Origin of the sequence: Alteromonas pelagimontana, assembly GCF_002499975.2 — a bacterium.
Classification (GTDB): Bacteria; Pseudomonadota; Gammaproteobacteria; order Enterobacterales; family Alteromonadaceae; genus Alteromonas; species Alteromonas pelagimontana.
The window spans coordinates 3,585,480-3,600,981 of record NZ_CP052766.1 but is presented as its reverse complement, the minus strand read 5'-3'; the positions used below and the strand labels follow the sequence as shown (position 1 = coordinate 3,600,981).

At 46.1% G+C, this 15,502-nt stretch carries 17 protein-coding genes; 4 read left to right on the top strand and 13 right to left on the bottom strand.

Features of this window, described 5'->3' with window-relative positions:
- Positions 1-70 precede the first annotated feature (70 nt).
- Both pgeF and rluD read right to left on the bottom strand, forming a co-directional pair.
- A complete protein-coding gene (gene pgeF / locus CA267_RS15880) occupies positions 71-805 on the bottom strand; it encodes a peptidoglycan editing factor PgeF (RefSeq protein ID WP_075610315.1) in 735 nt (244 codons plus the stop codon).
- Positions 806-1,789, bottom strand: coding sequence for a 23S rRNA pseudouridine(1911/1915/1917) synthase RluD (rluD, locus tag CA267_RS15875; RefSeq protein ID WP_075610314.1), 984 nt, complete (start codon positions 1,787-1,789; stop codon positions 806-808).
- Between the two features lie 169 nt (positions 1,790-1,958).
- Between rluD and CA267_RS15870 the strand changes: the two genes are divergently transcribed.
- Positions 1,959-2,726 (top strand): outer membrane protein assembly factor BamD, encoded by a 768-nt coding sequence (locus tag CA267_RS15870; protein ID WP_075610313.1) that lies wholly within the window; start codon positions 1,959-1,961, stop codon positions 2,724-2,726.
- Between the two features lie 124 nt (positions 2,727-2,850).
- Here CA267_RS15870 and CA267_RS15865 read toward each other — a convergent pair whose 3' ends face one another.
- From CA267_RS15865 to pomA, 5 genes are all read right to left on the bottom strand, one after another.
- Positions 2,851-3,570, bottom strand: a complete 720-nt coding sequence (locus CA267_RS15865) for a ChrR family anti-sigma-E factor (protein ID WP_075610312.1) — start codon at positions 3,568-3,570, stop codon at positions 2,851-2,853.
- On the bottom strand, positions 3,563-4,174 hold the full coding sequence (locus tag CA267_RS15860) for a sigma-70 family RNA polymerase sigma factor (RefSeq protein WP_075610311.1): 612 nt from the start codon (positions 4,172-4,174) through the stop codon (positions 3,563-3,565). Before CA267_RS15860 ends, CA267_RS15865 begins: the two co-directional genes overlap by 8 nt.
- A gap of 123 nt (positions 4,175-4,297) precedes the next feature.
- On the bottom strand, positions 4,298-4,870 hold the full coding sequence (locus CA267_RS15855) for an LON peptidase substrate-binding domain-containing protein (RefSeq protein WP_232367655.1): 573 nt from the start codon (positions 4,868-4,870) through the stop codon (positions 4,298-4,300).
- Positions 4,871-5,873: 1,003 nt separating this feature from the next.
- On the bottom strand, positions 5,874-6,815 hold the full coding sequence (locus CA267_RS15850; RefSeq protein ID WP_075610309.1) for a flagellar motor protein MotB: 942 nt from the start codon (positions 6,813-6,815) through the stop codon (positions 5,874-5,876).
- Positions 6,816-6,822: 7 nt separating this feature from the next.
- Positions 6,823-7,581: a flagellar motor protein PomA gene (pomA, locus tag CA267_RS15845; protein WP_075610308.1), complete on the bottom strand. Its 759-nt coding sequence runs from the start codon at positions 7,579-7,581 to the stop codon at positions 6,823-6,825.
- A gap of 304 nt (positions 7,582-7,885) precedes the next feature.
- Between pomA and xseB the strand changes: the two genes are divergently transcribed.
- From xseB to dxs, 3 genes are all read left to right on the top strand, one after another.
- On the top strand, positions 7,886-8,128 hold the full coding sequence (gene xseB / locus CA267_RS15840; RefSeq protein ID WP_075610307.1) for an exodeoxyribonuclease VII small subunit: 243 nt from the start codon (positions 7,886-7,888) through the stop codon (positions 8,126-8,128).
- 81 nt (positions 8,129-8,209) lie between these two features.
- Positions 8,210-9,100 carry a farnesyl diphosphate synthase gene (locus CA267_RS15835; protein ID WP_075610306.1) on the top strand — a complete coding sequence of 297 codons (891 nt, stop codon included), beginning with the start codon at positions 8,210-8,212 and terminating at the stop codon, positions 9,098-9,100.
- Between the two features lie 38 nt (positions 9,101-9,138).
- Positions 9,139-11,001, top strand: coding sequence for a 1-deoxy-D-xylulose-5-phosphate synthase (gene dxs / locus CA267_RS15830; RefSeq protein WP_075610305.1), 1,863 nt, complete (start codon positions 9,139-9,141; stop codon positions 10,999-11,001).
- 173 nt (positions 11,002-11,174) lie between these two features.
- On the opposite strand, the gene CA267_RS15825 is transcribed toward dxs, so the two are convergent.
- From CA267_RS15825 to CA267_RS15800, 6 genes are all read right to left on the bottom strand, one after another.
- Positions 11,175-11,672 carry a phosphatidylglycerophosphatase A family protein gene (locus tag CA267_RS15825; protein ID WP_075610304.1) on the bottom strand — a complete coding sequence of 166 codons (498 nt, stop codon included), beginning with the start codon at positions 11,670-11,672 and terminating at the stop codon, positions 11,175-11,177.
- Positions 11,672-12,637: a thiamine-phosphate kinase gene (gene thiL / locus CA267_RS15820; protein WP_075610303.1), complete on the bottom strand. Its 966-nt coding sequence runs from the start codon at positions 12,635-12,637 to the stop codon at positions 11,672-11,674. Before thiL ends, CA267_RS15825 begins: the two co-directional genes overlap by 1 nt.
- Before the next feature lie 60 nt (positions 12,638-12,697).
- A complete protein-coding gene (gene nusB, locus CA267_RS15815; protein WP_075610302.1) occupies positions 12,698-13,117 on the bottom strand; it encodes a transcription antitermination factor NusB in 420 nt (139 codons plus the stop codon).
- Positions 13,118-13,129: 12 nt separating this feature from the next.
- Positions 13,130-13,603, bottom strand: coding sequence for a 6,7-dimethyl-8-ribityllumazine synthase (gene ribH / locus CA267_RS15810; RefSeq protein WP_075610301.1), 474 nt, complete (start codon positions 13,601-13,603; stop codon positions 13,130-13,132).
- A gap of 105 nt (positions 13,604-13,708) precedes the next feature.
- Positions 13,709-14,809, bottom strand: a complete 1,101-nt coding sequence (gene ribBA / locus CA267_RS15805) for a bifunctional 3,4-dihydroxy-2-butanone-4-phosphate synthase/GTP cyclohydrolase II (protein WP_075610300.1) — start codon at positions 14,807-14,809, stop codon at positions 13,709-13,711.
- Positions 14,810-14,836: 27 nt separating this feature from the next.
- Complete coding sequence (locus CA267_RS15800) at positions 14,837-15,499, bottom strand: riboflavin synthase (RefSeq protein ID WP_075610299.1); 663 nt, start codon at positions 15,497-15,499, stop codon at positions 14,837-14,839.
- Positions 15,500-15,502: the final 3 nt, after the last annotated feature.

The window sequence follows — 15,502 nt, the reverse complement described above, 5'->3', positions numbered from 1 at the left end:
CTCTACAGCCACCTACACTTTATCGTGTTCATAAAAAGAAGCTAAAGCAAAGAGTGTGCGCGCAAAACCGTTATGAAGTTATTCCTATTACGCTTACCATCCGCCCAGTAGCAGATCTGCCAGCATGTTGCGCAAAGCGGTGGGAGTAGAAACGCGTTGAATCACTGTAGGTGCAAAGCTCTGACCGACCTATCCAACCGATCCCAAGTGTACTTAAAATTGATTCCGCTACTGCGGGTAAATCAAGATAACATCTGCCATCTTCATCTGCGTTAGTCTGAAAACCGGGCCATCTGGAAAATCTTTCCGCTGTTTCATGACCAACCTGATAGTGACGTTGGCTAATTGCAGGACCAACCCACGCCATCATTTGTTCAGGTGCGGTGCGCATTTCAGCGATAGTATTTTCGATTATGCCGTTAACTAAGCCCTGCCAACCAGCGTGAATGGCAGCCACTTCCTGCCCATTTTGATCGCACAGTAACAGTGGAACGCAATCTGCAGTCATGACGGCGCAAAAGACATCCTGGGCTTGAGTGACACTAGCATCAGCGGCAAACGTACCTTCTTTGCGAAGCTGCGGTAGTCTGACACACTGATTTCCATGTACCTGCTCTAACCACCAGATTTTCTCGCTGTCAGGTAATAAAGCTCTGTTACTAATTACATGTTCAGGTACATCACCGACATGCAATCCCACATTCAACCCGCTATACTTACCCGTACTTACTCCACCCTGGCGAGTGGTGGTATAAGCAACAATATGTTTGGGTGCGGGCCAGTGTGGCCGAATAAGGGAGAGCATCTATATTTCGTTGGCCCCGAAGGCCTTAGTGTCCTCTCGCACCGCGTTTAACAGCGTCTCCATATCCTGTGGCAGTGGCGCCTGCCACGTCATCCACTCCTCGCTAGCTGGATGAAATAAAGACAGCTGAGCCGCGTGAAGCGCCTGGCGCTGGAAGTTCCGCAACTGTTCGATAAATGCCTCCGTCGCTCCTCTTGGCAAGCGAGGACGGCCGCCATAAGCCTGATCGCCCACTAAAGCGTGTTTAATATACGCCATATGCACGCGAATCTGGTGGGTTCGACCGGTTTCGAGTTTTAGCCTCAAGTGAGTATGGGCGCGAAATTTTTCCATCACACGATAATGTGTCACCGCTGGCTTTCCTAATTCACGGACTGCCATATGGGTACGTTTGGTGGCATGTCTTCCGATTGGCGCATCTACCACTCCACCAGCTACCATCGTTCCCATAACTAACGCTTCATATTCCCGGCTCATCACTCGATTTTGCAGTTGGTTAACAAGGTGAGTTTGCGCCGGCACGGTTTTGGCTACTACCATTAAGCCGGTAGTGTCTTTGTCGAGCCTATGAACAATGCCAGCCCGAGGAACCTTATCAATATTCGGCACGTGAGCGAGCAACGCGTTGAGAAGCGTCCCGTCCTGATTCCCGGCCCCAGGGTGCACCACCAGATCCGCGGGTTTATTAATTACAAGGATCGCTTCATCTTCGTACACGATATCCAACTCTATTCTTTGCGGCTGGCTAACGGTTTGCACTTCCATTTCGGCTTCAACAGTAATATGTTCGTCGCCAAACATTTTTTGCCTTGGGGTGGTACTTGTTTGACCATTAATGGCAACATTTCCGTCAAGGATCCAGGTTTTTAACTTCGAACGGGAATATTCGGGGAACAAATCCGCCAAAACCTGATCTAACCTTTGACCAAAATGTTGGGAGTCAGCGGTGGCTTCAAGATTAACGACATTTTCAGACTGAGTCATAACTTCTTTTAAAAGTAGCAAAAGCGGTATTATAACAAGCTTTGCGACAGGTAAACGGAAACTTTCACGGTTTTATGTGGAGTTTGCGCGAATGAGTGCGTTAGAATGCTTTATAAAGGTAGTAAGTGACACACGCAGTAAAACGGTTAAGCAGGAAAAATAAATATATATGAAATCATTTCGTTTGATGATGCCCTTTGTTGTTGGTGTCATGGTCTCTGTAGCGGGTTGTAGCTCATCGGAAGATCCGGAGAAAAAAGCGGCTATGGCCAACATGGGCGCACAGCAGTTATATGATAATGCCAAGAAAAGTATGGATAATGGAAATTTCAGTGCTGCAGCAAACACTTTAAGTGCACTTGACTCCCGTTATCCTTTTGGTCCACTTTCAAACCAGGTACAGCTTGACTTAATCTACAGCTACTATAAATCTGGTAAAATTGATGAAACATTAGCAACCATTGACCGCTTTATTCGATTGAATCCTAATCATTCGGATGTTGACTACGCAGTGTATATGCGCGGTCTTACAAATATGGAATCGGATACTAATCTGTTTCAGGAATTAATGAACATTAACAGAGCAGATCGGGATCCAGCGAAGTCAAGGGAAGCATTCGAGGATTTTCGCAAGCTTATTGAGCAATATCCTAACAGTAAATATGCTGCAGATGCTCGTAAGCGAATGGTCTATATTAAGAACCGGTTAGCCCAGTATGAAATTGCTATTGCCCGTTTTTATATGCGTCGGCAGGCCTACGTCGCTGCAGCCAATCGTGGAAGATATGTTATTGAGCATTATCCCAATTCAGATCAAATTCAACAGGCATTGGAAATTATGGTATCGAGCTATGAAGAGCTTGGTTTAAATGAGTTGAAAGACAATGCAATGAAAACGCTGAAACTCAACTTTCCCGAAAGTGAATTTGTTAGCTAGCGAACCGTGCTCTTCTACCGCTTTGCTAATCAGAAGTTAGTGCTGGCGGTAGTCGCTTTCGCAGGCATCGTTGATTTGCGACAGCTTGTGCAGAGTATCTTTTTATTTGTTGTTGCTAACGAATTTATCGCTGAACAGCGTATGCGGCCGCTTCCGCGCTCTCGTAACTGTCGCCGAAAAACAGAGCGCTAAAGGGATTAAGAAGACTGACAATGCCGGAAGTAAATTGCACAGGTCGGTCAAGAACAGTTAGCATCAGGCAACCTTCATCGACTTGAGAATGCGGAGCATGAGTTTGATCGTCCCGGAAGCAAAGAAAGTCACCTTTCCTGTAGGTGTTGAGGTTATCGCTGAATTCGCCACTAATTACCAATGAGTATTCAATTCCCTGATGAGTGTGCTCAGGAACACCTCCTCCCTTTCCCATATAGATGAAGTTTGCGACTCCTGAATGACCGAAACTTACAGGAGCCTGCCACAGCCTACCCACTAGCGATGACCAGTTTCCTGTTTTGGAGATAAATCGATGTAAAGTAGCTGGCAATGGAAACGACTTTCCATCTAATTCAATAGCAGTAGGATGAACTTGCGAGGTTGAGACTACTAACTGCGTGGATGCGGGCAACTCCGTGATCTGTGCCAACATTGTTTCTAAAGAAGGGACGTTTCCTTCGTCGGCGAAGAGAAACTCGTTCTCCGCTATTCGAGCCGTTTCCTTATCTATATCATCCCTGCATTTCCTGCACATGTCGCAGTGGGCCGACACCATTATACTTTCTACAGGAAGCAGCGTGCCCTCAACAAACCTCGTCAATTGCTCAGGGCCGGGATGGAACTTAATCATGATCCTGAAGCATGCCTTTTAATCTCTGTAGCGCAAGGCGCGTTCTTGATTTTACAGTTCCTAAAGGAATACTAAGTTCATCGGCCACTTCCTGCTGAGATTTACCGTCAATATAAATGGCTTCAATGACGGCTTTCTGCTTCACTGGCAATGATTCAAACATGAATCCGATTTGCTCCAGAGTAATTTGTTCATCTAAAGGCGCTTCATTCGCGTCTGCAGTTTGCTCGCAAAGAACCGGCCAAAGGTCATCTGAACAGACGTCTTCCTTGCGATTTTGTAATTTACGAAGCATATCGAAACGGATGTTCCTAGCTATCGTAAAAATCCACGTAGACGGGCTACCTTTCTCAGCATTGAAAAGATGGGCTTTCTGCCAGACATTGGACATTGTATCCTGAACTAACTCCATAGCGAGCGCTTCGTTACCCATTTGCTTAAGCGCGTAGGACCGTAGCCGTGGAGCGAAATAGCTAAAGACTCTGGCGAAAGACTTTTTGCAACGGCTTTCTGCTACCGACACGATATAATCTGACATCTCTCCAGCGCAATCTTTAGGCTTAACTACACTGTTACTTTGTTCCAATGGAATTCCAACTAACATAAGTTTCGTCCGTTTTCTACTTGGTTAATAGATATCCAGGTACAAATGTTTAAAAAAGATCCCGTTCTTACGCCCGTCGTATAATCTAACTTACCGGTAACGCTGTAAAAAGTTCAAATTCTATCACTGAACCAGCGCTGACAAATAGTTAAGCAGTTTGTGACAATCTTTCTGCTCAAGAAAATACTGTTTCTGTCTGGCGTCTACCGGAAGCAACTCTAACCAGCGATGAACTACCCACAAAGGATCTTCGAATGCGGGTTTTTCATACAATGAGCTTAACTCCTGATAACGGTCGAAAATCTCCTTTAAGCGTTCGTCCATAGGTGAAATTTCTTCAGGGGTGATATTGCAACGCCACGGTTCAATGGTTTGGCAACTACCAATCCTAAGGCCATCGGCTTCAGTTTTAATATCACTCACCTCTACACCAAATAGACCAGCAACTTTGATGCCAAGAAGACCATCATCAAGAACATCAAAATCAATGACCTCAGCGTAAGTTCCTATGGGAAAGATATGTTCGTTGTTCTCTTTGTTCCCTCGCGCATTAAGCATACAAAGAACAAAACCAGAGTTTGATGCACACGCCTCCTTTACCATCCGCACGTACCGGGGCTCAAAGATTCTTAAGGATGTACGCCCTCCAGGCAGCAAGTGTGCAGACAGAGGAAACAAGGGTATTTGGCTTTGCATCATTGATTAATTTTTTTAAAAATAGCTTTTAGGCTGTCTACGCTACGACACTCTTTTCGGATCGCTGTTAAACCCGCGAACCCAAAGGTTTTGGGGGGCCAGCAATGATCTTTCTCCTGTAGCTGGCGGTAATGGATCTACTAACGATTATGGCCTTTCCCTTTGTCGATAATTAGCCAGTTTTTTACGGCCTTTCAAGACATTGGCAGTTTGAACAGTGAAATGCTGGGAACTATTTACACTAACGATGTAGAGTTTATAGACCCTATTTACACTGCCCAAAAGCTTGCTTGCGTCAAGAAATAACTCACAAAACAACTGTAAACCTTGGCACCTGCCATTTTTTATCCGGATCGTTATTTAGTGCTATGGCAATCCCATAATTCCACTGACGTCGTTACTTGAATGGTGCATCTGACATTACCGTGTAGCCGTACGGCATCAGCCAGCTAAAAGCTAATGAAAATGGAATTCTTACGCGATTACTATGGTTTCGGTGAAATGATATATGAACATATTCCTGCTCCAGGTGGGATAGCCAAAAAGATCAAGAGGAAGATAAAGACATGACGACCCTATAAGTAACAGTGGTCACATCGGGTATTGGCAAAGTTCTGGCGCAATAGCCGCTAAGAAAGGTTATTACGTTACTGCCTGCGGCAGAAATCGGAGTACTTAATCAACTTGCCGAGCTCGAGAACATAGAAAGTTGTCATTTTGATGTATCTGATGGGAAGGCAACTCAACGTGCTCTGCAAAAGAAGCGTTTTTGACATTGCCGAGCTAACGCAGGGTCACACGAATATGTGGATATTGATGCCTTTGCTCCAGAAATGTTCCGGCGTGTCTTTAAACGAAATTTTTTCGGTGTTGTTAACAGTGTGGCATCGCTATTATTCTAAGCTCAGTGCAGACGCCCCATGTTTCGCCAGTGATACCTTATATCCATATCACAAAGTATTAGTATCACTGCTGCACAGAATTCCCACAAAGATCGCGTGGGTTATTCTTGCTTATTTTCAATCACCGAGATTGGCTTGGATAGCATGGGCTTTCCCTGATTAATATTAATTTCTACCCGTCGATTCGTGGCTAGATCTTCCGCAGTAGCGGCATCTTCTATAAGGGGCTCAGTGCTCGCCTTACCCACGACTGTCATACGGGATTCGTCGAATCCCGGTGCCATTCGCAGCTCTTCTGCAACAGCCACAGCTCGCTGCGCCGATAAATCCCAGTTTGAACGATATAGCTCATTTGATATCTGCTGACCGTCGCTGTGGCCGGAAATTTCAATCTCACCAGGTATATCTGCCAGCAAGGTACCAATTTTTCTTAAAATAGGTGCGAACTGCGGTTGCAGAAAGGCTGACCCAGCAGAGAAAGAACCATTTTCGCGGATCCGAATTGTAAGTTGTTGACCCAGAGACTCCATTTCAATCGATCCATCTAACAGTTCCTTCTGAAGTTGTTGAGCCACTTTTTTCATCATTTCACTTACTTGCTCCTGGTCCGCACTTTCCTGTGCCGAGGAACTCTGTTCAGTCGCAGTTTGTTGAGCTTGTCCTCCTCGTTCTTCCCCATGCTGCTTTTGACGCCCACCCGCAGATTCTTCATCGCCAGCCTGAAACTCCAGTGTGGGCTGTGTCATTTCAATCGTCTGCTGCTGAATAGTTTCGATAGGCGAAGGATCGGGACGCCCTGGCCGAAATTCCATAGCAATAACACTGGTCCCTTTCGGTATATCTTTAACTTCTATCTTGTTTTGCACACCAAAAGCAAATTTCATGGAGCCGGCAATTTGTTTGAACTTGAGGACATCCATTTCTGAAAATGAAAGTAACAATACAAAAAAGCACATTAACAGCGACATAAGATCGGCAAATGTTGCCATCCACGCAGGCAGACCTGGTGGCGGACACTTAGGACACTCTTCTTGATGAGCCATGGGACCGTTATTCCTCTTCTACGCCGCGCTTACCCGCCGCGAGATAGTTTTTAAGTATTCCTTCGATAACGCGAGGATTCTGCCCATCGGCAATTCCTACAATTCCGTCTAGCACAAGCTTTTGATTTAGCTTTTCTTCTTCCATTCGATTGGCCAGCTTGGAGGCAATTGGCAAACAGACCACGTTAGCTAAAAAAGCACCATACAGGGTAGTTAACAACGCCACTGCCATTGCCGGTCCAATGGCTTTTGGGTCGTCCATATTAGATAGCATTGCCACCAATCCCACCAAGGTGCCGATCATGCCCATCGCTGGCGCGACGTCGGCCATCCCCTTAAAGATAGAAGCCCCGAAAGCGTGACGCTCTGTGGTCATGGAAATATCTTTTGCCAGCGTTTCCCGCACAACCTCTATGTCATGACCGTCCACCAACATATCCACTCCTTTTTGCATAAAGGGATTTTCAATTTCAGCTTCTTCCAACGCTAAAAATCCTCCTTTGCGAGCAGCATCTGCCATTTCCACAATTTTCTCGATCAGCTGTTCTGGCGGATCGATTTTAAACATAAAGGCTTTTCCGGCAATTTTGCCAGCACCGAAAAACTGCCCCAGCGTGAACTGCGACAACACGACGAACGTAGAGCCACCGAAAACAATCAGTACCGAGGGAACGTCGAAAAACATGCCGAGATCCCCGCCGAGAATCATGGCCATGATAATAAAGCCTATCCCACCCAACATGCCAATGACGGTTGCTAAATCCACGTGTCAATCCTCAATATACAAAAACAAATCGGAAGATCTGATAAAGGTCTTATCATAATGCCTTTTATATTAGCTGCTTAGAGCAACAACAAACTTCTGCCCGTTATTCTATCGGCATTGGTGAAGAATTCTATAACCTATTTAGTTCATTACCACCTTATAGATGCAGTATTTCCGTATCCTTTTGTATTCGCACGTCTTCCCATTAACACCGGACAAACCATTTGCGGACAAACCATTTGACCCGGCGCAAGGCCTCGGTTAATGTGCGCCTATTGAAACCAACCAGGCATTGTCAGTAACCGTGACTGAAAAAACCACTGCACCTGCTTTTGAAGATAGCCTCACCGAACTGGAAGCCATCGTTTCAGAGATGGAATCTGGTGACTTGCCGCTAAACGTGGCGTTGGAAAAATTTGAACGCGGTATTAAACTATCCCGACTCAGCCAGCAAGCTCTTGAACAAGCTGAACAAAAAGTTAAAATTTTGCTGAATGAACAAGACGAAAATAAACTTCGAGATTTTAATAGTACGGCTGAAGAATAAGTTTTTTGTCTAACCGTTTCTCACTTTCCTTGACACGCAAAGGCTAAGCGCGACAAACGCTTCCCTTACAGGTTTAATTTTATGATTTTCGATGCTCTTCGTCAGCAGGTGAAAAACCAGACAGATGAGAGTCTTCTGCATCTCATCTCTATACTGCCAGATCATGCTCCGCAGTTGAAAGCCGCAATGCAACATGCGTTATTAGTAGGCGGCAAACGGATGCGCCCTTTGCTGGTTAATTTGGTAGGTAATACGCTGGACGTACCTACATCAGACCAGCTTACCATCAGTATGGCCATTGAGTGTGTTCATGCCTATTCACTGGTACATGATGATCTGCCAGCGATGGATGATGATGAGCTGCGGCGCGGTCAGCCTACGTGTCATATTGCTTTCAATGAGGCCACGGCAATTCTTGCTGGAGATGCATTGCAAACATTGGCGTTTACCATATTAGCTGATCATCCCATGTCTGAATTTGGTCACGCACAACGCGCGAGGCTGGTATCGCTGCTGGCAAAAGCGGCGGGGTATCTGGGAATGTGCGGCGGTCAGGCAATTGATCTGGACAGCACAGGCAAAAACGTGTCGTTGTCACGGCTAACTGAGCTTCATCAACTGAAGACCGGTGCATTGTTGTGTTCTTGTGTGGAAATGATCACATTGGTGAGTCCAGAAGTGAGCATCAAAGACAGAGCGCAATTTATAGAATTCGCTCGCTTAATTGGTCTTGCCTTTCAAATTCAGGATGACATTCTGGATGTTGAAGGTGATGCCGGGCAACTGGGTAAATCGACTGGATCAGATATTGCCCAAGGAAAGATGACTTTTCCGGCCTTGCTTGGAATGGACAATGCCAAGAAGGAATTAGCGCAACTTCACGAACGGGCGCTTCAAGCGCTCGACAGTTTGCCCTACAATACAGAATATTTAGTAGCGTTTACCGACTTGATGGTTAAGCGGAATTACTAACGCTGATATGTTACTTAAAAACATAAGAACAACGAATAATGAGTTTAGATTTAACGCACTACCCCACGCTGGCGCTGGCACAAACACCTGAGAGCTTGAGAAAGCTGCCGCAAGAACAACTTAAGGCCCTTGCTGATGAGCTTCGTCAGTACCTATTGACATGTGTAAGCCAAAGTAGCGGTCATTTTGCTTCGGGTTTGGGCACGGTGGAGCTAACGGTGGCGCTGCATTATGTCTACAACACCCCCTTTGACCGTTTGCTATGGGATGTAGGCCATCAGGCTTATCCGCATAAAATTCTCACCGGCAGAGCAGGCAGAATGTCTACTATTCGTCAAAAAGACGGCCTTCATCCATTTCCATGGCCAGCGGAAAGTGAGTACGATACCTTTGCCGTTGGACATTCTTCTACTACTATCAGCGCTGGATTAGGCATGGCCGTAGCTGCAGAGAAAGATGGTAAAGGCCGTAAAGTGGTAACCGTTATCGGTGACGGCGCACTTACTGCGGGAATGGCGTTTGAAGCAATGAATCATGCCGGTGATATTAATACGGATATGGTGGTGGTGCTAAACGACAATGAAATGTCAATTTCCGAAAACGTAGGAGCGCTTAACAGCCATCTTGCCCGCCTGCTCACCGGTAACTTCTTCAATAAAATTCGAGATGGTGGCAAAAAACTGCTAAGTAATGTTCCGCCCATTAAAGAATTTGCCAGCCGCGCTGAAGAACACATTAAGGGCATGGTGGTTCCCGGGACCATTTTTGAAGAACTTGGCTTCAACTACATCGGCCCTATTGATGGTCACGATGTGGACGTGATGGTGGACACCTTACGCAACCTTAGAAGATTAAAAGGGCCTCAGTTGCTGCATGTTGTCACCCGAAAAGGCAAAGGCTACCCTCAAGCTGAAAAAGATCCTATTAAGTTTCATGCAGTGCCAAAGTTTAACCCTGCGGATGATGCCTTACCTAAATCGCCGCCTTCCGCTCCAACATTTTCAGCAATTTTTGGTCAGTGGCTGTGCGATATGGCGAAAGCCGATCCCAAGCTTATGGCGGTAACGCCCGCAATGCGGGAAGGCTCCGGAATGGTTGCCTTTTCTCAGCAGTTTCCTGCGCAATATTTTGACGTTGCCATTGCCGAGCAACATGCTGTTACCTTTGCTGCTGGATTGGCGAAGGAAGGATATAACGCGGTTGTAGCAATATATTCTACTTTCCTGCAACGCGCTTATGATCAGCTTATTCATGACGTGGCGCTACAAAATCTTCCTGTGCTTTTTGCCATTGATCGCGCTGGCATCGTAGGCGCTGATGGGCCAACTCATCAGGGCGCATTCGATTTGGCCTTTTTACGTTGCATACCCAATCTTGTCATTATGACACCTGCTGACGAAAATGAATGTCGTCAGATGCTTTACACCGGCCACAAGGCCAAGCAGCCTGTTGCAGTGCGCTATCCCCGGGGATCAGGTAACGGCGTAGCGCCTGACGAGACAATGACAGCAATACCGCTGGGTCAGTCTCGTATCATGCGGGAAGGCAGACGCGTTGCCATCCTTAACTTCGGCATTTTGTTACCCTACGCTGAACAGGCGGCGAATGAATTGGATGCCACCGTCATTGATATGCGGTTCGTGAAGCCGCTGGACGAAAAAGCAATCGATGAGGTATGCCAGCAACACGAACTACTGGTGACAATAGAAGATGGCTGTATTATGGGTGGCGCAGGCAGTGCCGTAGCTGAATACCTTAACAGCAGCAAACAGCTTAAACAGTTATTGCAGATTGGGTTACCCGACACCTTCATTCTTCAGGGCACACAGCAAGAAATGTATGCTGAACACGGGTTAGATAAAGCAGGTATTGTGGAGAAAATCCAACGGGCTTTGAAGTAATTAACTAACTGGTATTATGCCCTTACAGAAAAAACCCGCTCAAAGCGGGTTTTTCAAATTTTGAGCTGCGCCAAATTGCGCTCGAATTAGCCCCCCTAAACCTTCACGAAAATGGCTTGTCAAAAGTGGAAAAATTCTCGCGCTGATTGAGCACAGATCAAGGTGGATTAACATCAAGCTGGTAGCGACAAAGGCCAATTCATATTAAACAACTGCAACGTCAGGCAAGCCATAAGGCCAGCGAGAACGTCATCTAACATTATTCCTATCCCGCCATGTAAACGTTTGTCTACCATCCCAATTGGCCAAGGTTTAAGAATATCGTAGAAGCGAAAGATGACAAATCCTACAGCTAAATTCGGTAAGCTAATGGGAATAAGTAAAAACGTTACAAACATGCCCGCTACTTCGTCCCACACAATGGAGCCGTGATCGTGAACTTGCATATCCTCAGCCGTTTTACCGCATATGTATATCCCTGCCAGACATATTATTGTAGTGACAGTAGCAAATTGCCATGCGTTTAGTAAATCCGCCGCCAACAGTAAAGGTAATGCGGCAAGCGAGCCAAAAGTTCCGGGCATAAATGGAATTAACCCACTACCGAAACCTACGGCACAAAAATGCGCCGGATTCTTCATTGAAATCCGTTCGCGATATAGTGGCTGCATTAAAACTCGTGCTCGAACCCTGATTTACTGGGCATAGGATAAGGAGCATCTTCCAGCTTCAATTCCAGCTTTCCAGAATGTCCCGTTATCTGTCCAATACAGGTAGCCTTAACATTGGTACTGCTTAAAGAGGTTTCCAGATGTCCGCGCTGCTCTTCATTGACAGTAAACGCCAACTCGTAATCATCACCTGCAGTCAGCGCAAACTCGCGGGCTTTTCCTTCCCCCAAACACTCCGTTAGTTGTCTGGAAAGAGGAAGTCTGTCAACGTGAACTGTTGCACCGCAACCAGACGCTTTAAGAATATGACCGAGATCCGCAAGTAAGCCGTCTGAGATATCAATACACGAGCTCGCCGTTCGACGCAAAGCCGTTCCAACAGCAACTCTGGGTGTTGGAAAATAATGGCGATTGACCAGATAGTCCCGATTTTGTGCAGTTGTCTCAATCTCGCCTGACAGAATTCCCAGTCCTGCACCAGCGTCACCTAATGTGCCTGTGACATAAATCCAGTCACCTGGTTTGGCAGTACTGCGTTTTAACGCATTCTCTGGAGGTATGAAGCCTTGAGCGGTAATTGTCATCGCCATGGGTCCATGTACCGTATCACCGCCGATTAACTGCACAGAGTAGTATCGGGTAAGCTCATACAATCCTTCGGCAAAATCTGCCAGCCAGTTTTCATCAATTTTAGGAAGTGAAAGCGAAAGGCTAATCCACGCCGGTTCCGCTCCCATTGCAGCTAAATCGCTCAGATTAACGGCAACAGCTTTATACGCCACTGACTTAGCAGGCGCACTTTCAAAAAAATGGATGCCTCCTACTAAGGTATCAGTGGTAATGGCCAGATGTTGATTTTCTGCGACAGTGGTAACGGCACAATCATCGCCAATTCCCACCAGCACATCCTTACGCTGATGGCCGCCACCTGCAAAGTAGCGGCCGATTAAATCGAATTCTTTCACGAGATTTCGCAGGTATTTATATGAGATGAGAGAATACGCACTAAACGCCTTCCTTGATCATCAGCGCTCATTTTGACGCAGCGTTTTCACCGCTTTATCCAACGAACCATTAATAAACTTATGGCTTTCTTCTGCGCCATAAGTCTTGGCCAATTCAATAGCCTCATTAATGATTACACGATAGGGCACATCCATGCGTTCAGTTAATTCAAAAGCAGCTAAACGCAATATAGCTTTTTCAATTGGATCTAACTCTTCGGGCAATCTGCCTAAATATGGCTTAATAGCGGCATCCAGTTTACTGACATTTTTCGCGACTCCCCGCAGCAATGACTGAAAATAAACCATATCTACTTTTTGCATATCATTGCTGGTAGCCAATGCCAGCTCGATTTGATCAATAGGGTTTTTACTCATTTGCCAGGAATAGACACCCTGCAAGGCAAGTTCGCGAGCTTTACGACGTGCTGAAACTTTCACTTAAATCGTACCTTAAAGGTTATCGAGGGCTGACATAACATTGACCATTTCCAGAGCGCCTAATGCAGCTTCAGAACCTTTATTACCTGCTTTAGTTCCTGAGCGTTCAATTGCCTGCTCAATAGAATCGGTAGTGATTACCCCAAAAGAAACCGGGATTCCGAATTCGAGAGAGACCTGAGCCAGACCTTTGTTACATTCTCCTGCAACGAAATCAAAATGAGGCGTTCCGCCGCGGATGACTGCACCAAGGGCAATAATTGCATCATAGCCCCCTTTTTCAGCTATTTTTTTCGCCGCTACCGGAAGCTCATAAGCACCAGGTACGCGCACCAGCGTAATATCCCCATCGCTCACTTCACCATGGCGTTCAAGAGTATCTAACGCCCCTTCAAGCAGGCTTTCAACCACGAAACTGTTAAAGCGTGATACAACAATGGCAAACTTCTTACCTGTTGCTCTGATGTTACCTTCAATCACCTGCATGACCTAAACCCTTAAGAAAAAACGGCGCGCAGTATAGCATAACTGCACAGAAACTGAATGAATTGATTTTTATCTATTCCGGCGTAAACCGAGATGTTACTACTTTTATTGATAAATATATTCGACGACTTCCAGTCCGAAGCCGGAAAGCGCATGGTATTTGATTGGCTTACTCAATAGACGCATCTTTTTCACTCCCAGCGTGGCTAAAATCTGACTGCCAATGCCTACTGTGCGCGAAGACCCTTGCCACGTTTGCCCCTCAGGTTGGTCACCGCGATCCTCTGCGGCAAAACGACGCACCTGACTTTCAAGATGTTCCTCTTTCCCAAGAAGCACCAGTACGCCTCCTTCCTGAGCAATACGCTGCATGGCTTCGGGTAACGTCATTGAACGATTTATTGAACGGGTGGAACCGAGCAAATCGCTTAAAGTATTATGAAGATGGACACGCACCAGCGTAGGCTCGTTTTCAGAAATATCGCCTTTCTTAAGCGCAAAATGAATTTGGTTATCGATAATGTCTTTGTAGGTATGTAGTTCGAATTCGCCGTATTCTGTCGGTAGCTGACACTGAGCCACTTTTTCGATCGTGGTTTCGTTAAGATTTCGATATTCAATTAAATCAGCAATAGTACCTATCTTTAAATTGTGCTTTTTCGCAAAGTCTTCCAATTCCGGTCGGCGCGCCATAGAACCATCGTCTTTAAGCACCTCCACGATGGCTGCGGCAGGTTCACATCCTGCTAAGCGTGCCAGATCCACACCCGCTTCGGTATGACCAGCACGATTCAGGACGCCACCTTCTTTAGCAATGAGAGGAAAAATGTGGCCGGGTTGCACTATATCCGAGGCTTTTGCGTTTGCCCCCACAGCGGCCAATATAGTAGTGGCTCTGTCGGCTGCGGAAATTCCCGTCGTTACATTACGGGCAGCTTCAATGGAAACGGTAAAATTAGTAGAAAACTGCGCGCCGTTTTTATCCACCATTAAAGGCAAATTAAGACGCTTACAACGCTCTTGTGTCATTGGCAGGCAAATGAGCCCTCTTGCATGGGTAGCCATAAAATTTATAGCTTCGGGTGTCACATGCTCTGCTGCCATGATCAAATCACCCTCGTTTTCCCGATCTTCATCATCCATCAAGATAACCATTTTTCCCTGACGGATGTCTTCAATTATTTCTGCAGTTGTATTAAATGCCATAGTGTTTGCTTATGTAGGGTATTGTTATCATTTTCGTAAAAAACCATTTTCTGCTAAAAAAGCCATATCTATTGAACTGGCTTGAGGTCTGGCTGCCTTGTCCCCCATCATCAGACGTTCTAGATATCGCGCGATTACGTCGACTTCAAGATTCACTTTACTCCCTGATTTATACGTGCCTATGACTGTTTCCTGTAACGTGTGAGGGATTATCCAGAGCATAAACTCGGCGCCATTTACATCGTTCACCGTTAAGCTGACACCATCAACGGTGATACTGCCTTTATGAGCAATATATTTGGCTAAATCACTGGGGGCTTCAACCCAGATTTCTACATAATTGTTACGGTGGATCACGTTGCTGACATTGCCTACACCATCAACATGGCCGGAAACAATGTGGCCACCAAAACGGTCCGTGGGCCGCATAGCTTTTTCTAAATTTACCTTCGAACCTGATTGATATTGTGCAAAGGCGGTATGTTTGATGGTCTCAGCCGAGACATCGGCGCAGTAATAATCCTTGCCAAATTCCACTACGGTCAGGCAAACGCCATTGGTCGCTATACTATCGCCCAAAGCAACATCGGCCATATCCAGCTTTCCACAAGATACCGTAAGACGAATATTCTCGCCCCGCCTGTCTAAACGACTGATACTTCCCAGCGCCTGTATTATTCCAGTAAACATAAC